This is a genomic window from Pseudomonas sp. AL 58, assembly GCF_036348395.1.
Taxonomy (GTDB): domain Bacteria; phylum Pseudomonadota; class Gammaproteobacteria; order Pseudomonadales; family Pseudomonadaceae; genus Aquipseudomonas; species Aquipseudomonas defluvii.
This window is the reverse complement of sequence record NZ_JAZBQR010000009.1, coordinates 1-19,177: the sequence shown is the minus strand read 5'-3', so window position 1 is coordinate 19,177 and position 19,177 is coordinate 1. Positions and strand designations below refer to the sequence as shown.

Annotated in this window: 15 protein-coding genes; 1 reads left to right on the top strand and 14 read right to left on the bottom strand. The window is 61.6% G+C overall.

The features are described from left to right. Positions 1 to 61: 61 nt before the first annotated feature. The 14 genes from UIA24_RS12350 to UIA24_RS12285 all read right to left on the bottom strand — a co-directional run bounded on the left by UIA24_RS12350 (position 62) and on the right by UIA24_RS12285 (position 13,744). Entirely contained in the window at positions 62 to 1,435 is a 1,374-nt protein-coding gene (locus UIA24_RS12350) for an ATP-binding protein (protein ID WP_102053340.1), read from the bottom strand. Next, the gene (locus tag UIA24_RS12345; RefSeq protein WP_099775433.1) at positions 1,432 to 2,094 is read right to left on the bottom strand and encodes a response regulator; all 663 of its coding nucleotides are present in this window, start codon (positions 2,092 to 2,094) and stop codon (positions 1,432 to 1,434) included. Before UIA24_RS12345 ends, UIA24_RS12350 begins: the two co-directional genes overlap by 4 nt. A gap of 13 nt (positions 2,095 to 2,107) precedes the next feature. Further along, the gene (locus tag UIA24_RS12340; RefSeq protein WP_099775432.1) at positions 2,108 to 2,752 is read right to left on the bottom strand and encodes a hypothetical protein; all 645 of its coding nucleotides are present in this window, start codon (positions 2,750 to 2,752) and stop codon (positions 2,108 to 2,110) included. Further along, positions 2,749 to 3,558: an SDR family oxidoreductase gene (locus UIA24_RS12335; RefSeq protein WP_330522961.1), complete on the bottom strand. Its 810-nt coding sequence runs from the start codon at positions 3,556 to 3,558 to the stop codon at positions 2,749 to 2,751. Before UIA24_RS12335 ends, UIA24_RS12340 begins: the two co-directional genes overlap by 4 nt. After that, on the bottom strand, positions 3,545 to 4,237 hold the full coding sequence (locus UIA24_RS12330) for a TenA family transcriptional regulator (protein ID WP_065758591.1): 693 nt from the start codon (positions 4,235 to 4,237) through the stop codon (positions 3,545 to 3,547). The genes UIA24_RS12335 and UIA24_RS12330 overlap by 14 nt, the downstream gene beginning before the upstream one ends. After that, positions 4,234 to 5,715 (bottom strand): AMP-binding protein, encoded by a 1,482-nt coding sequence (locus UIA24_RS12325; RefSeq protein ID WP_330522960.1) that lies wholly within the window; start codon positions 5,713 to 5,715, stop codon positions 4,234 to 4,236. The genes UIA24_RS12330 and UIA24_RS12325 overlap by 4 nt, the downstream gene beginning before the upstream one ends. Further along, positions 5,705 to 6,391 (bottom strand): thermostable hemolysin, encoded by a 687-nt coding sequence (locus UIA24_RS12320; protein WP_442963026.1) that lies wholly within the window; start codon positions 6,389 to 6,391, stop codon positions 5,705 to 5,707. Before UIA24_RS12320 ends, UIA24_RS12325 begins: the two co-directional genes overlap by 11 nt. A gap of 85 nt (positions 6,392 to 6,476) precedes the next feature. Next, positions 6,477 to 8,099 (bottom strand): BatD family protein, encoded by a 1,623-nt coding sequence (locus UIA24_RS12315; protein ID WP_330522959.1) that lies wholly within the window; start codon positions 8,097 to 8,099, stop codon positions 6,477 to 6,479. Further along, positions 8,099 to 9,826: a vWA domain-containing protein gene (locus tag UIA24_RS12310; RefSeq protein WP_330522958.1), complete on the bottom strand. Its 1,728-nt coding sequence runs from the start codon at positions 9,824 to 9,826 to the stop codon at positions 8,099 to 8,101. The genes UIA24_RS12315 and UIA24_RS12310 overlap by 1 nt, the downstream gene beginning before the upstream one ends. Next, a complete protein-coding gene (locus tag UIA24_RS12305; protein WP_330522957.1) occupies positions 9,823 to 10,899 on the bottom strand; it encodes a vWA domain-containing protein in 1,077 nt (358 codons plus the stop codon). The genes UIA24_RS12310 and UIA24_RS12305 overlap by 4 nt, the downstream gene beginning before the upstream one ends. Further along, positions 10,892 to 11,386 (bottom strand): DUF4381 domain-containing protein, encoded by a 495-nt coding sequence (locus UIA24_RS12300; RefSeq protein WP_330522956.1) that lies wholly within the window; start codon positions 11,384 to 11,386, stop codon positions 10,892 to 10,894. The genes UIA24_RS12305 and UIA24_RS12300 overlap by 8 nt, the downstream gene beginning before the upstream one ends. Continuing rightward, positions 11,383 to 12,327: a DUF58 domain-containing protein gene (locus UIA24_RS12295; RefSeq protein ID WP_065758598.1), complete on the bottom strand. Its 945-nt coding sequence runs from the start codon at positions 12,325 to 12,327 to the stop codon at positions 11,383 to 11,385. Before UIA24_RS12295 ends, UIA24_RS12300 begins: the two co-directional genes overlap by 4 nt. A 4-nt stretch (positions 12,328 to 12,331) precedes the next feature. Beyond that, positions 12,332 to 13,291, bottom strand: coding sequence for an AAA family ATPase (locus UIA24_RS12290; RefSeq protein ID WP_099775428.1), 960 nt, complete (start codon positions 13,289 to 13,291; stop codon positions 12,332 to 12,334). Between the two features lie 99 nt (positions 13,292 to 13,390). Then, positions 13,391 to 13,744 carry a hypothetical protein gene (locus UIA24_RS12285; protein ID WP_065758600.1) on the bottom strand — a complete coding sequence of 118 codons (354 nt, stop codon included), beginning with the start codon at positions 13,742 to 13,744 and terminating at the stop codon, positions 13,391 to 13,393. 328 nt (positions 13,745 to 14,072) lie between these two features. Here UIA24_RS12285 and UIA24_RS12280 point away from each other — a divergent pair, with 328 nt between their 5' ends. Further along, positions 14,073 to 18,929 carry an NAD-glutamate dehydrogenase gene (locus tag UIA24_RS12280; protein ID WP_330522955.1) on the top strand — a complete coding sequence of 1,619 codons (4,857 nt, stop codon included), beginning with the start codon at positions 14,073 to 14,075 and terminating at the stop codon, positions 18,927 to 18,929. Positions 18,930 to 19,177: the final 248 nt, after the last annotated feature.

Below are 19,177 nucleotides of genomic sequence, written 5' to 3'. Positions count from 1 at the left end.
CGCCCAGGGGTTGCCAGTTTCCGGGATCAGCAGGGCCGAGACAACCGGCGGCATGCGAACTTCAGGCATGCGCCAGGGGGAAGTGCACGCTTGCACACAGGCCACCCTGCGGCAGGTTGTCCAGGCTGACTTTTGCGCCGAGGCGCTTGGCGATGGTTTGTACAATGGCCAGGCCGAGGCCGGCGCCTTGGTCGTTGCCACGGCTGAAGAAGCGCTCGAACAGGCGATCACGGTGTTCAGGGTCGATGCCAGGGCCTTGGTCTTCGACGCTCAGCAGCACTTCGCTGGCGGTCTCCTCCAGGCGCACGGTGATCAGCCCGCCTTTGGGTGAGAAATTCGCGGCATTGGTGACCAGGTTGTTCAAGGCAATATCGAGGGTTGCGCTATCGCCCAGTATCCGCAGGGGCGCCTCAGGCGCTTCCAGGCTCACCTCAAGGCCCCTGTCGAGCAGCCAGGGGGTCAGTTGTGCCAATGAGTCACGCACACTGGCAGTCAGGTCGATGGGCTGTAGTGGTGCGCTGCCAAGCCGTGGCTCCAGGCGTGCCATGGTCAAGAGTTGATTGACCAGGCGCGAGGTTCGGTCCACACCGGCAATCAGGTTGTGCAGGGACTGTTGGCGTTCCGCGTCGTTGCGCGCTTCCTGCAGATTCTGCGCGTGTACCCTTAGCACTGCCAGCGGGGTACGCAACTCGTGGGCCGCATCGGCGATGAAACGTCGCTCCCGGCCAAGGACTTCCTGAATCTGTCCCAGCAGCCGATTGAGTGCGGCTTGCATCGGCTCCAGCTCATTGGGCAATGGTGACAGTTGTATGGGCTCCAGCGACCCGGGGTGGCGGGCGCGCAGTGTCGTGGCCATATTGGCCAGTGGTTTGAGCCCCCAGCCGATGGCAAACCAGATCATCGTCGCTAACAGCAGGCTGCCAATCAGGTTGGGGCCCAAGGTGTGGCGGACGATGCGGTTGACCAGGTCGTTGCGCACATCGTCGCGCTCGCCAACCCAGATTCGCAGGGAATGCTCGGTGTCGACCAGCACGAAGGTACGCCATTGCTGGTTCTTCAGGTCGACCACATCATTGAAGCCGGCATCGCTCGGCGGTGCAGTGAAGCTCGGTGCACTGGCGGTATGCACCAGTAACTGGCCATCGAGGTTCCAGACCTGAAAGGCCATTTTGCTTTCGTAAGGGTGCCCATCGACCTTAGGGGATGCCTGACCCAGCGCCTCGTTGAACGCACGGTACAGTTCGCTGTGATCGCTGCTGTGCATTGGCATGCGCATGATGCCCTGCAGCAAGCGGGCATTTTGTGCCAGTTGGGCGTCATAGACTTCGGCAATTTCGTGGTTGCTGTCATGCAGGTTGAGTACAGACAGGGTCATCAGGCCGCCGATCAACAGGCCAATGATCAGGGTCAGGGTTCGCCGCCGGATGGATTTCATCGTGCTTCTTGCACCAGGTAGCCAACGCCGCGAATGGTCCGGATCAAGTCACTGGAGAGCTTCTTGCGCAAGTGGTGGATATGCACCTCAAGCGTGTTGCTTTCTGCTTCGTCGTTCCAGCCGTAGAGCAACTGGGTCAGCCGTTCGCGGGTCATGACCCGGCCTGGGGGTGACAGCAGCTCGTACAGCAGTTGGTACTCTTTGGGGGTCAATGAAACTGGCTGCCCCAGATAGGTGACCTGATGGCTGACAGGGTCCAGGCTGATTCCAGCATGTTCGATGCGCAGTTGGGCCCGCCCGGCACTGCGTCGCATCAAGGCGCGCAGGCGCGCCTTGAGTTCGGCCAGGTCGAAAGGTTTGACCAGGTAGTCGTCGGCACCGGCATCAAGGCCGGCAATGCGGTCTTCGGTGGCATCACGCGCGGTCAGGATCAGCACGGGCAGGTTCGAGCCGCTGCTGCGCAGACGCCGCAACACCTCCAGCCCGTCCATGCGCGGCAGGCCAAGATCGAGGATGGCCAGGTCGAAGGTTTCACTCAGTAACGAGTGCAACGCGCTGCTACCGTCTTTGATCCAGTCGGTGGTATAGCCGTCGCGGCTCAGTGCCTGGTAGATACCTTCACCCAGCGAAACATCGTCCTCGATCAGCAGCAGTCGCATGCCGGCTCCTTGGTCAGTTGAGTTTTTTGTCTATTTCAACCAGCAGCGCCTGTATGTCCTTGTGTCGCCCTTTATCGGCGCTTTCTCGACCCGGACGAGCAGGAGCCTGTTGTGCCTTGAGCAAGGCAGCCTTGGCTTCAGCGTAGTGCTTCTGGCGGTAGAGATGGTCGCCCCAGAAGTACAGGTTGTCTATACCGTTGGGGTTAATCTGCAGTGCTTGTTTGAGCAGCGTATCGGCCTTGTCACTATCACCGAAGCCAACCGGCCAGCCAGGCACTCGATCATACAGTGCAGCGAGGCTGGCGTAGGCGGAACCCTGCAGCGCCGTCGGGTCGATCGACAAGGCTTTTTCCAGGTCGCTGCGCGCCTCTTTGACCTTGCCCAAGGCACCGAGCCCGCCTTGGGCGCCTGCCCAACTGCTGGTGACGATGCCAGACCAGATCCAGGCCTCGGCTGCGGTTGGGCGCTCCTTGGAGAAGGCATTGGCCTTGGCGGCCAACTGCTCGAAGGCATCGGCGCGTTTACCCTCGGGTGTTTCGTACTGGATTTTTGCCCATTGCTGTTGAATATCGCTCAGGCGTTGTTGGTCGGTGGCGTCCATGGCCCACAGTGAGGTGCTTGATACGGTGGCCAGCAGGGCGATCAGCAGTTTTTTCATGGTTTGTTTTTCTCCGTGGAGCCAATATGGCTGAAGCGTCTGATCAACGGCAGCTGCTTGCGCAGGGCGCGGTCTACCAGGCTTGGCAGCAGGTTATTGAGGCTTACAAAAAAACGCTCAGGCCAGCCCAGGTAAAGGTCGCGGCGGTCACCGGCAATGGCGTGGATCACGGCGTTGGCGACCATTTCCGGGTCGTCGGTATTGGCTTTCAGGGCGTCATTGAGCGCCTGTGCAGCCGCGCTGTTCATGCGTGTCTGGGTCGCTCGTGGGGCCACATAAAGTACGTTCACCCGGGTATCGGCCAGCTCTCGACGCAGTGCTTCGGAAAAGCCGCGCAAGGCGAATTTGCTGGCGCAGTAGGGGGAGTACCCGGGGTAGCCGATCGAACCATAGGTTGAACCGACATTGACCACCATTGCTGCTGGGGCCTCTCTGAGAAGTGGCAACAGCAAGCGTGTCAGCGAAATCGGGGCGATGATGTTCAGGTCCAGCATGTGGCTGATGTCGCTGTCTTCCAGTTGCTCAAGCATGGCGAACTGGTTTACCCCGGCGGCGTTGATCAGCAGGTTGATGCCGCCCATGGCCTGGGCGGCATTCTGCACTTTATGCCGGTCTGCGGCACTGGTCAGGTCTGCCGACACCCAGCGCAGCTGGCTGGGGTAACGCGTCATGCTTGGGCGCAAGGCGTCTTCATGGCGAGACACCGCCAGTACCTGAGCGCCGCTGGCGAGCAGCGCATTGGTGATTGCCAGACCAATGCCACCACTGGCACCGGTGAGTACGACCCGGGCTTCATTGAGCCGCATGATTGCTCTCCAGCAGGGTTGGTGCCTGGGTGTTTTGCGGCAGTGCCCGGAACATGTCCGCATACAACCGGTAGACCACTTTCGAGGCATGAATGACCGCGGCCTGATCAGCCGGGTCGTCGAGGCGGTCCATCAGTTTGCGGTAGGTCTGCATGTGCCCGATATCCAGCGCGCCATGGGAGTTCAGGTAGCTGAAGGCCTCCTCAGGCAGTGCCAGGCGGTCGCGAATGCGTTCGGCGGCATGGGTTGCCAGGGCGATGCTGGTGCCTTCAAGCACGTTGACCATCCCGAACAGGCCCACCGGGTTGCCACGTGCGATCAGGTCATAGAGAAACGCAACCATCAGCTCGATGGGTTGATCGGGTTGGCCGGTGCGCACCGCTTCACGGTCGCCGCCGCAGGCGACGATATCGTTCAGTACCCACTGCTCATGGCCGTACTCGTCTTCGATGTATTCGCACACTGCGTGGCGCAACCACTCCAGTCGCTCGGGCAGGCGTGCACCGCAGGCCATCATCAGCGGTACGGTATGGCGAACATGGTAGTAGGCCTGAATCAGGAAGGCCCGATAGCTCTCCAGTGTGACCTCACCGGCCAGTGCCTTGCGGATGACCGGCACTTCAAACAGCGCGCTGCGTTCCTGGGCGGTTGCAGCTTGCAGGGTTTCAAAAAAACTCATGACGACAGTTCCTCAGAACGATTAAAGGAGTCCAGTGCCGCGTGGTATTGCTCAAGGATGGCATCGCGGCGTGGTCGGCCATTGGCGGTCAGCAAGCCATTGGCAGGGGTAAAGGGTTGAGGCAAACGCAGCCACTGATGAACGCGTGCGTAGTCGGGCAGGGCTGTATTGGCCTTGGCTACGGCATCGGCAAGGGCCTGGTCGCTGCAGCTCGGGTCATGAGGCCAGAGCAGGGCTGCGTTATAGGGCAGGGCTTCGCCATGCACGAATGCCTGGGCAATGACCCCGCCTTGGGTGAGTTCTGCTTCCACCCACTCGGGATTGACGTTACGGCCGTAGCTGGTGACGAACTGATGCTTCTTGCGGCCCTTGATGTACAGAAAGCCTTCGTCATCGAACTCACCGATGTCGCCACTGGCCAGCCACGCTGCCGGTTGGGCCGGGTTGCCCAGGTAGCCGAGCATGGTCGAGCCTTGAATCAGTACTTCGCCGTCATCAGCCAGCTTGACCTGTACATGGGGCAATGGTCGCCCAACGCTTCCCGGCCTGATAGCGCCAGGTACGTTCAAGCACACCACCGAGGCGCACTCGGACAAGCCGTAGCCTTCATAGGCCGGTATGCCGAGTTGGTGTGCACCTTGAAGCAGGCCTGGGGATACCCGTGCACCGCCTACCGCGGCAAAGCGCAGGCAGGAAGGATCGAATGCCTGCGCTTGCGTGGCGCCTACTAGCAGTTGCAGCAATTGCGGGACCAGAATCAGGCTGTGTGGGCGGCGTTCTGCCAGGCAGCGCAGGAAGGTCGGGGTATCGACGCCGCTGGCGCCACGAATACCCAGGCGGGCCTGGCTAGGCAGGCTTAGCACCGCACCTGCAAAGAGGGCGGCATAGCAACCGAGGTTTTCCAGCAGGATCGCCAAGGGCAGCAGTGCCAGGTGATGATCAGGCTTTACAGGCTCACTGGCCGCCGCCAGCTCTCGGGCCACCCGCAGGAAACTGTCGGCACTGAGGCACACGCCTTTGGGGGCGCCGGTCGTGCCCGATGTGAAGGTGATCTTCGCGGTTCCCTCTGGCAGTACCACGGCTGAGACCGCGGCCTTGCTCCACAGGGTGCCCTGGAAGCGGTAGCCTGCCGCTTCGAGTTCGCTTGCCATGCCGGAGTCAGCGACGACCAGCGGTGCCTGGCATTGCTCAAGGCAGTGCTGGCGTTGCGCAGGGCTGAAAAAGGGCGGCAGGGTAAGGCATGGGCGCTCTTCAAAGAGCACGGCCAGGTCCCACAGCATCGCCTCGGGGCTGTTGTCCAGCGCGAGCACTACACAGCCTTCAGGCTGCTCGCTGAGTAACCGGCGGCGATAATTGACCTCTGACCACAGCGCTTCATAGTCCAGGCGCAGTTCGTCACCCCATAGGGCCAGAGCAAAAGGGCGCTCCTGTGCATGGCGTTGCAGTTGATTTTCAAACAGGCTCAGTTCAGGCGACATTGCAGGTCTCCCGGTCGACGGGTGGCAAGCCAAGTCGTTTGAACAGCCCGGCCTTGGCCAAGTGTTGGAAACCACTGCAGATGTTGCCGATGTGGACACTCGGGCGGCTGTCGTAATACTGGCCCCACGTGTGGCGCTCATCGCCCAGGCGCTGAGGATCTGCTGCGCACAGGGTGGTAGGTTTCAAACCGAGGCGATGGAAACTGTTGACCAGGCCGGTACTGCCGGTAAACGAGACCCACTGAAAGCCTGCAGCACCTAGTAGCCAGGTCATGGTGATGATGCTCAGGCGGGCGCTGCCGGTATCGCTGGCGGCCAGATTGCCGACTTCGACAATGCAGTCGCGCTGCGTCGGTTGCTCGTTCTCTGACGGGATGTAGTGCTCGATTGGCGCATCCAGATACTGTTCCAGAAACAACCGTGAGGTGCTGGCGCGGCGAAGGCCTGCGACGGCACACAAGGCATTGTTCTGGTCTTTCAGGCCAAACAGCTCAGGCATGAAGTGACGTATGTCGGCGCCATGTACCAAGCTAAAACGCTGGCGGATGAAGTCCTCGAACAGTGGGCGCTCATCGCTGTTGGGCAACGCGTGCGCCAGGCTCAACATCGCGCTGTTCTCAGGTGCCAGCCGAAGCGGTAAAGCGAAGGGCCAAATGGTGTCGGTGGGCTCAGGCATCGTGCTTGCTCCTGTATATCGTTGGGAGCAAGTGTCGACGAGTTTTCTTAAGGAAGCCTGAAGGTGCGCAGGCTAGAGCGGCTGATTACTTGGGATAGAGGGGTGGCAGGCTACTACTTTCGCCGGGTGTCGGTTGAGTCTGTTCAGCGGTTGGGATAGTGCCAATGGCCCGCCACAGCTCTTCGCCTTGCCAGTATTGTCCGGTTTCGCTGTAAAGCGCGCCGTTCAGACCATCCAGGGCATCGGACAATGGAACGAAGCGAGCCGCCATTTCGGCAAGGGTTTCGGGTTGCTGGCGCGCCCAGGCGTCGAGGGCCTGCCGGGTGGCCTGCGGGTCGTTGGCCTGGCAGGCGCGTTTGAGGTCGTCGAGCAGGGTGCGCGGGCTCGGGCCGCTTTGAGCCGCACGCAGCACGGCCGGTTGTGAGCGGGCCCGCCACCAGAGGGCAAAGCCACTCAAGGTGGTCAGGGCCAGTATCAGTGTGCTGAGTTGCCAGGGCCAGAGCGGGCCGTTTTCAAGGGGGGTCGACGTGCTCGGCGTTTCAGCGCTGAGTGCCGGGTTGTCCTGAATCTGCAAGGTTCGCGCGGGCAGACTGCTGCGCTCCAGATGGTCTTCTCGGGTGTTCCACCAAATGACCTCCTGGTTGGGCAGCTCCAGTGTGCCCGCATGCGTTGGCACCAGCGCCTCGCGCTCTTCGCGACTACCGAGCAGGCCGCGGTCGTTGATCTCGTTACGCAGTTGCGGTTGGTCAGGGTAGTGGCGCAGGCCTATGACCTCAGTGTTCGCCAGCGGTGGTATCTGTGTGCTGGACAGGCCTTCGGCCTTGATGGTCACTGTACGGGTCAGGGAGTCGCCAATCTGGGTTGAGGCTTGCGTCGGGTCCGGGCTCCAGTGTTCTTCCAGGGTCAGGTTGCGCGCCGGTAGCCAAGGCGTGTTGGCCGGGTAAGTGGCTGGTATGGGTTTGGCCAACAAGGTAATCGGTGCAGAGCTCACGTGGGTCTGTTTGCCACTGCGCGGGGCGCTGTCTTGATCTGTCGCCGGTTCTACGGTGGTGGCACTGAAGGTCAGGGACGGAATGGTCACGTTGCCGCTTTGCTGTGGGTAGATCGCATAGCGCATTTCGATCACGCCATGGCGTACACCGTTGATTTCCTTCTCGTAGGTCCGTGATTCGCCCAGCGGCTCTACCTTCGCGCCCTCCAGCTGGAGCCGGCTCAGGCTACTGTCATCGTACAGGGCTACCGAGTGGTAGATCCTCAGGGTTAAAACGGCTTGGGCCTGAACATAAATGCTGTCCTGGTCGAGGCTGGCTTCGATGAACACCGGAGCCAGGTTCTCGACCACGTTATCCTGTGCTTGCAGCACCTGAAGCTCAATCGGCTGGCTGCTGACCTCGCCCAGCTGCAGCGCGGGTATTTGCAGGCTGCCACTTTGACGCGGAAGCAGGGTGATGATCCAGCGTGTACTGGCTTGGGTTTCGCCATTGAGGGTGGTCAGGTTGTTCACCTGGCGAGTATCGCGAACCTCAAAATTGGCCTGCAGGGGCTCCAGGTCTGGCTTGCCGAACTGGGTGATGTCCTGGGTTTGAAGGGTCAGCTCGAGCGTTTCACCGGCGTTCAGGCGTGTGCGGTCGACGCTGGCAAGCAACGCGGCGGCCTGTACCTGCAGGCTGAGGGCAAGGCTGAAAACGAGGGCGCAGGCGCGTCTCATCAATGAGTTTCCTGGTGTTGTTGCTGTTCATACCAAAATTTTCGGCGCAGCAGTTCGGCAGGGTTGTCCGGGATCTGTCGCAACCACTGCTCAAGGGCCTGGCGCTGTTCGGCGTCAAGGCTGCTGTCGCTTGGCCGTTGCGGCGGATGAGTGGTTTCATCATCCTGGTCGCCGCTGTTCCCTTGCTGCGTTTGTTCTGCACCTGACGACGGGTTCTGGCCTTGCTGTTCTTGTGCGCTTTGAGTGTCTTGCTCGCTGTCAGCCGCGGCGGTACTGCGGCTATCCGTGTTGCTGTCAGTCGTTGTACCGGGCGCGTTCTGTTCGGTTTCCGTTTCAGTGGCCGCCGCCTGTTCCTGCTCGGCAGCTTTTTGCTGGCGCAGTAGTTGCTCGACCAGTGCTTTGTTCGTAATGGCCGGCTGAAGTTCCGGTTGGCGCTCCAGCGCCTGTTCATAAGCATCCACGGCAGCCTCCAACTCTCCGCTGCGTGCGAGGGCGTTACCGCGATTGTAGTGGGCAGCCGCCGTGTTGCTTTCAGCGAACAGGCGCACCGCGCCGGCATAGTCACCGGCCTCGTACAGTGCCAGGGCTTTCCATTGCGGGTTCTGGAAGCGTTGTGCTGCCTCGGCGGGGCGTTGTTGTTCAAGCAGGCGCTGGCCTTGTTGGTCCGGGCGTAGCCACAGGTCATCAAGTTCAAAGGCATGGCTGGGTTGTGGCAGCACCCACAGCAACGGCAGGCAGAACAGCCAGCCGCGACGGCCCGCACAGGCCGCCAGCAACAAGAGCGGCAGCAGCAGCCAGTAGCCCTGATCGGCCCAACTGTCCAACTGCACCGTCTGGCCATCGTCATGCAATGCCCGGGGCGGGGCGAACAGGCCGAGGCCGCGCAGGTCCAGGTCGTCGATTCGGGCATGGCGGTACTTGCCGCCGGTTTCCATGACAAACTCCCTCAGGCTTGCGCTGTCCAGGCGGGGCATGAGAATCGTGCCCTCGGCATCCTTGAGGAATTCGCCATTACTCTGTTTTACCGGTGCGCCCTCTGCGCTGCCAATACCTAGCATCAGCAGCTTTGGTCCCTTGCGGCCCAGCGCCTGGACGATGCCTTGCCGTTCCTCGGTGCTCAACGAGGAGCCAATCAGCAGCAAACGGCCTTGGCCAAGGCCAGCTTGTGACAGCAGGGCCAGGCCTTTGCGTACGGCCAGGTCAGCGCGTTGCCCGGTTTGCGGCATGATTGAGGGGTCCAGGGCTTCAAGCAGGTTGCGGCTGGTGTCCAGGTCGTCGGACAGCGGCACCAGTGTATGCGCGCTGCCGGCATAGACGATGATCGCGGTCTGGCTGTCGCGGCGATGCTCGAGCAGGTCGAGCAGTTTTCGACGTGCCTGCTCCAGGCGGTTGGGTGGGCTGTCAGTCGCAAGCATTTGCGGTGTCAGCTCCAGCAATACCACCAGAGGATCGGCTGGGCGCTGTCGGGTTTCCTCCAGGCGCTGCCAGCTCGGCCCCAGCAAGGCGATGACCGTCACGAGCCACGCCACCCCCAATGCCACCCACGGCAACTTGCTGTCGCGACCGCTGCCACCACCCAGCAGTACGGCGTGGAATGCCGGAGGCAAGATCATCTGCCAGCGCCCGGCACGCTTTTGGCGATGCCAGAGCTTCCACAGCAACCAGCCCAGCAGCGGTAGTACCAGCAGCCAGGCAGGGCGTAGCCATTGTGGCCAGAGTTCGATCATCGACGCCTCCGCAGGCGCAGACGCTTGAGGCGTTCGCGCCATTCAGGGTGCGGTTGCAGGAAGTGTCGGCTGCTGAGCAGGCGTTGCAGCGGATTGTCGTGCCAGCGCTCACGCACCACCAGCAACACGCTCAGCAGCAGCGCCAGTGCCAGTGGCCAGCTGTACAACGCCTCGGCAGTGCGGGCCTGCGTCGGTTGTTGGGCGACGGGCTCCAGGCGGTCGAGTGTTTCGCCAATAGCCGTCAATTCCTTGCCGTCGCGCGCGCGGAAATAGGCGCCATGGGTCAACTCGGCAATCTCCTTGAGCGAGGCTTCATCCAGGTCCAGGCTTGGGTTGATGCCAAGCAGGCCAGCAGTACCGCTCTGTTCGGGGTCTGCGCCGATGCCGATGGTGTAGATTTTCACGCTCTCCTGAGCTGCCAGGCGTGCGGCGGTCAGCGGATGGATCTGCCCGCCATTGTTGGCGCCGTCGGTGACCAGAATCAGCACCCGGCTTTGTGTCGGGCGTAGCCGCAAGCGCTTGACGGCAAGGCCGATGGCATCACCGATGGCGGTGTTCTTGCCGGCGATGCCAATCTGCGCTTCGTTGAGGAAGGTATGCACGGTGCGCCGGTCGAACGTCAGGGGGGCCTGAAGGTAGGCCTGGCTGCCGAACAGGATCAGGCCGATGCGGTCACCCTGACGGGCCTGGAGAAAATCGCCCAATAGCTGCTTTACCAGGGTCAGGCGGCTGACGTCGTCGTCCTGCCAGCGCATGTCGGGAAAGTCCATCGAGCCGGAAACATCCACGGCGACCATAAGATCACGGCCGCTGGCCGCCACGGGCACAGGCTCACCGAGCCATTGGGGCCGCGCGGCGGCCAGTAACAGCAACAGCCAGACGACGATAAACGGCGTCTGTTGCCGCCACGTGGGCAGGTTCAGCCGGGCGCGGCGTCCGGCCAGGCCTTCCAGTTCATCGAGGAAGGCAACCTTGAGCACCGGTTCGCCGCTGTCGGCGGCGGGCAGCAGCCAGCGCGCCAGCCAGGGTAGCGGAAAAAGGGCGAAGACCCACGGCCATGCCAGCTCAAACATGTTTGCGGATCCAGATCTCAACCGCCTGGGTCAGCCCGGCGATTGCTTTGTCATCGAGCTTGCACTCGGGTTTGTAGGCACCTTCGACCAGCACCATCCAACGCGTCAGGCCGGCAGCCGGGCAGCGATTGTCGAGAAACGCCAGCCATTGCCGACCATTGAGGGTGTGGCTATGGCTGCCAGGGTAATGATTGCGGCAGAGCCGCTTGAGCAGCGCATTGATCTGCTGCAACCAGGCACCGGCGGGTGCGCCGTCGTAGGGTTTGGTCAGGCGCGCCAACTCGGCCAGGGCCTCAAGGCGTATGGGGTCAAGCGGCAACTCGGCACGCACGATGGGTTTTTTCCCCGGCCGCCAGTGACGCAGGCGCCAGGCGCCCCAGCCGAGCAGCGGCAGGAGCAGGAGCAAGGCCCACCAGCCAGGTGCGGGTGGCCACAGACCAATCGGCTCCGGCGCGATCAAGGGTTGCAACTGTTCCAGGCCGTTCATCGTTTTTGCCCAGGACGTTGCGGATTGAGGTACTCGCGCAGTTGCTCGATCATTTCACTCTGGGTGCTCAAGGGCATGAGCACCACCCTCAGCTTCTGTGCCAGCAGCTCCCAGCGCTCGATGCGCGCCTCGCCCTGGCTGCGGTAGCTCTGGCGCAGGTTGGCGTCGAGGGTGTCCAGCTCCAGTTGCGCCCCCCGTTGGGCGAAACGCAACAAACCGGCTGCCGGCAGGGCATGATCCAGTGGATCGGAAAGCGGCAACAGCAGCAGGTCGCAATGGCGTGAGAGCAGGCTCAGTTGTTGTTCGACACTGGTGCTCAGCGCCCGCTCGTCACAGATTACGATGGCCAGGCTGCCGGGGCGCAGAACTTCCCGCGCGCGGCGCAAGGCCATGCCCAGGGTATCGCCTTGCGGTTGCGCTTCGGTGTGCAACGCCTGATTGGCGCGGGCCAGTCGGTTGAGCAACTGCAGCAGGCTTTGCTTGCTGCGCCGCGGCTTGATCTCGTAATAGGCGTTGTCGCCGAAGACCAGGCCACCGATACGATCATTGTGGCCCAGCGCCGCCCAGCCAATCAGCGCCGCAGCCTGGGCGGCAAGTACCGACTTGAACATCAGGCCGGAGCCGAAGAACAGCCGCTGGCTTTGTTCCACCAGGATGTAGATGGGGCGCTCGCGCTCTTCGTGGAACAGCTTGGTGTGCGGCTCCTGGGTGCGCGCCGTCACTCGCCAATCGATATTGCGCACGTCGTCTCCGGCTTGATAGACCCGCACCTGATCGAAGTCCACGCCACGTCCGCGCAGCTTCGAATGGTGCAAGCCGATCAGCGGGCTGCGTTGGCCGGGGGCGGCAAACAGCTGCACCTCGCGCACGCGATGCCGCATTTCGATCAGTTCTGAAAGACCGATGCGAATGCCTGGGGCCGCCAGCAGTTGAGAGGGCATGGGATCAGGCCACGGCAACGACGTCGAGGATGCGCTGGATCACCCGGTCCTGGTCAATACCGGCGGCTTCGGCTTCAAAGGAGAGAATGATGCGGTGACGCAGTACGTCGAACAGTACTGCCTGAATGTCTTCGGGGCTGACAAAGTCTCGGCCCGCCAACCAGGCGTGAGCCCGTGCGCAACGGTCCAGGGCGATGGAGCCACGAGGGCTGGCGCCATAGGCGATCCAGTCGGCCATCTCGGTGTCGAATTTGGCGGGAGTGCGGGTGGCCATGACCAGTTGTACCAGGTATTCCTCCACCGCATCGGCCATGTACAGGCCGAGGATTTCCTTGCGTGCGGCAAAAATGGCCTGCTGACTGACGCGACGTTCCGGCTTGGTTTCGCCGTTGAGGGCTTCGCCACGAGCCTGTTGAAGAATGCGTCGCTCGACGGCGGCATCCGGGAAACCGATTTTCACGTGCATCAGGAAGCGGTCGAGCTGTGCTTCAGGCAGCGGGTAAGTGCCTTCCTGTTCGATCGGGTTCTGGGTGGCCATCACCAGGAACAGGGGGGAGAGCTCATAGGTACTGCGCCCGACGCTGACCTGACGCTCGGCCATGGCTTCAAGCAAGGCCGACTGTACCTTGGCCGGTGCCCGGTTGATTTCATCGGCCAACACCAGGTTGTGAAAGATGGGGCCTTGCTGGAAGACAAAGCTGCCGGTTTCCGGACGGTAGATCTCGGTGCCGGTAATGTCGGCCGGAAGCAGATCCGGGGTGAACTGGATCCGGTGGAACTCGGCTTCGATGCCCTCGGCGAGTTCCTTGATCGCCTTGGTCTTGGCCAGGCCCGGCGCGCCTTCCACCAGCATATGGCCATCGGCAAGGAGCACGATCAGCAAGCGCTCGACCAGTTTTTCCTGGCCAAGAATCTGGGTTGAAAGAAAGGTGCGCAGCGCGATCAGCGCTTCACGATGTTCCATCGTCGAGGGTTCCTGGATAAAGAGCCGAGGTGCAGTCTGAAAAAGCCGTCGGCAGGGGTTGATACTTTAATCTATCCAGGGGCCCGGCGACTAACCTCCTTACAGTTCGCTGACGTAGGTGCCGGTGCCCTTGAGGATGTTCTGCAGGGTTTCTTCGACTTCAGCCAGGTCGCTGTCCGGCGTGCTGTGAGTGATTTCCAGGTGATCGTCACCGCCCAGTGCATCCGCGTCGCCAGGCGCAACCTCGATCAACAGGCGTTGCGGGCCGAGGGTGATCTTCAGGCCGTCGAGGGTCGAAGGCTCGTCATCGAGGGTGATTTCCACCTCGTCTTCGTCCGGGTAACGGGTCATCAGGAACATTTCGCCCTTGTCACTGATGCAACACAGCGTCGCCATGTTGTCTTCTTCGTCGTCGCACGGGGTGGCCATCAATTGGGCGGTGGTCAGTTGCATGGAAGGCTCGATCAATAAGGTGAGGCATGATTCTGCCAGTGTTCAGCTGGCGGATAAACGTCAGCCTGCACGTCAATGACCGAATATGTCGCAGCGGCGCAAGCAGGTGCCTCCCAGGCCTCGTTAAGCTGCGTTGTCGATGGTCACCCGTAAAGACACAGCCTAGCTCTGGAGCGGCAGTCGTTTTTGCAGATGCTCATCCGTTGAATTGGTGAATGTGACCAATGGTTTTACCGTCTTCCTGCTCAGGGTTGGCTATCGTTGACCCGTATCAGGCGCACGCGCACGACGCTTCTCTCAATAATAAAGCCCAAGCGGAGTACCACAGATGGCGTTCTTCACCGCAGCCAGCAAAGCCGACTTCCAGCATCAACTGCAAGCGGCCCTGGCGCAGCACATCAGCGAACAGGCACTGCCACAAGTGGCGCTGTTCGCCGAGCAATTCTTCGGCATCATCTCTCTGGACGAACTGACCCAGCGTCGCCTTTCCGACCTGGCGGGCTGCACCCTTTCAGCCTGGCGCATGCTGGAGCGTTTCGATCACGCCCAGCCGCAGGTTCGTGTCTACAACCCCGACTACGAACGTCATGGCTGGCAGTCGACGCATACCGCCGTCGAAGTGCTGCATCATGATCTGCCGTTTCTGGTCGACTCGGTACGCACCGAGCTGAACCGGCGCGGCTACAGCATCCACACGCTGCAGACCACGGTATTGAGTGTCCGCCGCGGCGCCAAGGGCGAACTGCTGGACATTCTGCCCAAGGGCACCCAGGCAGAGGGCGTTCTGCAAGAATCGCTGATGTACCTGGAGATTGATCGCTGCGCCAACGCCGCCGAGCTGAACCTGCTGACCCGCGAGTTGGAGCAGGTGCTGGCTGAAGTACGGGTTGCCGTTGCCGATTTCGAGCCGATGAAAGCCAAGGTGCGAGAAATGCTCGCGCTGGTCGAGCAGACCGCCTATGCCCCGGCCGAGGCTGAAAAGGCCGAGGTCAAGGGTTTCCTCGAGTGGCTGGTGGGCAACCACTTCACCTTCCTTGGCTACGAGGAGTTCGTGGTCGGTAATGATGCCCAAGGCGCTCATCTGCAGTACGACGAACAGTCCTTCCTGGGCCTGGCCCGCTTGCTGCGCACCGGCCTGACCGTCGATGAATTGCGCATTGAAGACTACGCGGTCAACTACCTCAGGGAACCGTTGCTGCTGTCCTTTGCCAAGGCGGCTCATCCGAGTCGGGTACACCGTCCGGCCTACCCGGATTACGTGTCGATTCGCCAGTTGGATGCTGACGGCAAGGTGATCAAGGAATGCCGTTTCATGGGCCTCTACACCTCGACGGTGTACGGGGAGAGCGTGCGGGCGATTCCTTATATTCGCGGCAAGGTTGCCGAAATCGAGCGTCGTTCGCTCTTCGACCCCAAGGCGCACCTGGGCAAGGAACTGGCGCAGGTGCTGGAAGTCCTGCCCCGCGACGACCTGTTCCAGACGCCAGTCGACGAGTTGTTCACTACCGTCATGTCGATTGTGCAGATCCAGGAACGCAACAAGATCCGCGTCTTCCTGCGCAAGGACCCTTACGGCCGCTTCTGCTACTGCCTAGCCTATGTGCCGCGTGACATCTACTCCACCGAAGTGCGGCAGAAAATCCAGCAGGTCCTGATGGATCGCCTGAAAGCCACCGATTGCGAGTTCTGGACCTTCTTCTCCGAGTCCGTGCTGGCGCGTGTGCAGCTGATTTTGCGGGTTGACCCGAAGAACCGCATCGAAATCGATCCGCAGCAGCTGGAAAACGAAGTCATTCAGGCCTGCCGTTCGTGGCAGGACGACTACGTCAGCCTGACCGTAGAAAGCTTTGGTGAAGCTCAGGGCACCAATGTTCTGGCGGACTTCCCTAAAGGCTTCCCGGCCGGTTACCGCGAGCGCTTTGCCGCCCATTCGGCGGTGGTCGACATGCAGCACCTGCTGGCGCTTTCCGAGCACAAGCCGCTGGTAATGAGTTTCTATCAGCCGCTGACCCAGACCGGTAAGCATCAACTGTTTTGCAAGCTGTACCACGCCGATACGCCGTTGGCGCTGTCTGACGTGCTGCCGATCCTGGAAAACCTTGGCCTGCGCGTACTGGGCGAGTTCCCGTATCGCCTGCGTCATGCCAATGGTCGCGAATTCTGGATTCATGACTTCGCCTTCACCTACAGCGAAGGCCTGAACCTGGACATCCAGCAACTCAACGACACCTTGCAGGATGCCTTTGTCCACATCGTCAATGGCGATGCGGAGAACGACGCGTTCAACCGTCTGGTACTGACTGCAGGCCTACCATGGCGCGATGTTGCGCTGCTGCGTGCCTATGCCCGCTACCTCAAGCAGATTCGCCTGGGCTTCGATCTGGGCTACATCGCCAGTACCTTGAACAACCACACGGATATCGCCCGCGAGCTGGTGCGACTGTTCAAGACCCGCTTCTACCTGGCGCGCAAACTCAACGTTGAAGACCTGGACGACAAGCAGCAACGGTTGGAGCAGGCGATCCTCAGTGCCCTGGACGACGTTCAGGTGCTCAACGAAGACCGCATCCTGCGACGCTACCTGGACCTGATCAAGGCCACCCTGCGGACCAACTTCTACCAGCCTGATGCCAATGGCCATAACAAGTCCTACTTCAGCTTCAAGTTCAATCCGAAGCTGATCCCTGAACTGCCAAAACCAGTGCCGAAGTTCGAGATATTCGTCTATTCGCCACGGGTCGAGGGTGTGCACCTGCGTTTCGGCAACGTAGCGCGCGGTGGCCTGCGCTGGTCCGACCGTGAGGAAGACTACCGGACTGAAGTGCTGGGCCTGGTGAAGGCGCAACAGGTGAAGAACTCGGTGATTGTCCCGGTCGGTGCCAAGGGTGGTTTCCTCCCGCGTCGCCTGCCGCTGGGCGGCAGCCGTGATGATATTCAGGCTGAAGGTATCGCCTGCTACCGCATCTTCATCTCTGGCCTGTTGGACATTACCGACAACCTCAAGGACGGCGCCCTGGTGCCGCCGGCCAATGTGGTGCGCCACGACGACGATGACCCGTACCTGGTGGTCGCGGCCGACAAGGGCACCGCGACCTTCTCCGACATCGCCAACGGCATTGCCATCGACTACGGCTTCTGGCTCGGCGATGCCTTCGCCTCGGGCGGCTCGGCCGGTTACGACCACAAGAAGATGGGCATCACGGCCCGCGGCGCCTGGGTTGGTGTGCAGCGGCATTTCCGCGAGCGCGGTATCAACGTCCAGGAAGACCCGATCAGTGTGATCGGCATTGGCGACATGGCCGGTGACGTCTTCGGTAACGGCTTGCTGATGTCCGACAAGCTGCAACTGGTCGCGGCATTCAACCACCTGCACATTTTCATCGATCCGAACCCGGAGCCCGCCAGCAGCTTCGCCGAACGCAAGCGGTTGTTCGACTTGCCGCGTTCAGCCTGGAGCGACTACGACACCAGCATCATGTCCGAGGGCGGCGGGATCTTCCCGCGCAGCGCCAAAAGCATCGCGATTACCCCGCAGATGAAAGCGCGCTTTGCCATCGAAGCCGACAAGCTGACCCCGACCGAGTTGCTCAATGCGTTGCTCAAGGCGCCGGTTGACTTGCTGTGGAACGGCGGTATCGGCACTTACGTCAAATCGAGTGAAGAGAGCCACGCCGATGTGGGCGACAAGGCCAACGACGCCCTGCGCGTCGACGGTAACGAGTTGCGCTGCAAAGTGGTGGGCGAGGGCGGCAACCTCGGCATGACCCAACTTGGCCGTGTCGAGTTCGGCCTGAACGGCGGTGCAACCAACACCGACTTCATCGATAACGCCGGTGGCGTGGACTGCTCTGACCACGAGGTCAATATCAAGATCCTGCTCAACGAAGTGGTGCAGGCTGGCGACATGACCGAGAAGCAGCGCAACCAGCTGCTGGGCAGCATGACCGAGGAAGTCTCCGCGCTGGTGCTGGGCAACAACTACAAGCAGACCCAGGCGTTGTCGCTGGCCGCACGCCGTGCCAAGGAGCGCATTGCCGAGTACAAGCGCCTGATGGCTGACCTGGAAAGCCGTGGCAAGCTGGACCGCGCCATCGAGTTCCTGCCGAGCGAAGAGCAACTGGCTGAGCGTCTGGCGGCAAACCAGGGCCTGACCCGCGCTGAATTGTCGGTACTGATCTCCTACAGCAAGATCGACCTCAAGGAGGCGCTGCTCAAGTCGCTGGTGCCGGACGACGACTACCTGACCCGTGACATGGAGACGGCGTTCCCGCCGTCGTTGGTCAACAAGTTCGCCGAGGCCATGCGTCGCCATCGCCTGAAACGCGAGATCGTCAGTACCCAGATCGCCAACGACCTGGTCAACAACATGGGCATCACCTTCGTCCAGCGGCTCAAGGAGTCCACGGGCATGAGCCCGGCGAACGTTGCCGGCGCCTATGTCATCGTGCGCGACATCTTCCACCTGCCGCACTGGTTCCGCCAGATCGAGGCACTGGACTATCAGGTTTCGGCCGAGGTGCAGTTGACCCTGATGGACGAGCTGATGCGTCTTGGGCGTCGCGCTACTCGCTGGTTCCTGCGTAGCCGTCGTAACGAACAGGATGCCGGGCGCGACGCGGCGCACTTCGGGCCGAAAATCGCTGCGCTGGGCCTGAAACTGGACGAGCTGCTGGAAGGCCCGACCCGTGAACGCTGGCAGGCCCGCTACCAGGGCTTCGTCGAAGCCGGTGTGCCGGAGTTGCTGGCGCGAATGGTTGCCGGTACGACGCACCTGTACACACTGTTGCCGATCATCGAAGCGTCCGACGTGACCGGGCAAGACCCGGCCGAAGTGGCCAAGGCCTTCTTCGCCGTGGGCAGCGCCCTGGACCTGACCTGGTACCTGCAGGAAATCAGCAACCTGCCAGTGGAAAACAACTGGCAGGCCCTGGCACGCGAAGCGTTCCGTGACGACATCGACCTGCAGCAGCGAGCAATTACCATCTCGGTATTGCAGATGGTCGATGCCCCGCAGGACATGGACGCCCGGGTGGCATTGTGGATGGGGCAGCATGCGGTGATGGTGCAGCGCTGGCGCGTCATGCTTGAGGAGTTGCGTGCGGCGACGGGGACGGACTACGCGATGTATGCCGTGGCCAACCGTGAACTGGTGGACCTGGCGTTGAGCGGTCAGTCGACGCTCTGATGCCGGGGTAACAGAACCAGGCTGCTGACAAACCCCCGCTTTTTAGCGGGGGTTTGTTTTTAGGCTAACGATGCAGGCATCCCAGAGGCCGCGCTAGCTGTGGGAGCGGGTCTTGCCCGCGATGCAGGCGCCGCGCACTCACAGGCACCGAGCCGAGGCCATCGCAGGCAAGCCTGCTCCAACAGAGTCCGCGCTAGCTGTGGGAGCGGGTCTTGCCCGCGATACAGACGCCGCGCACTCACAGGCAC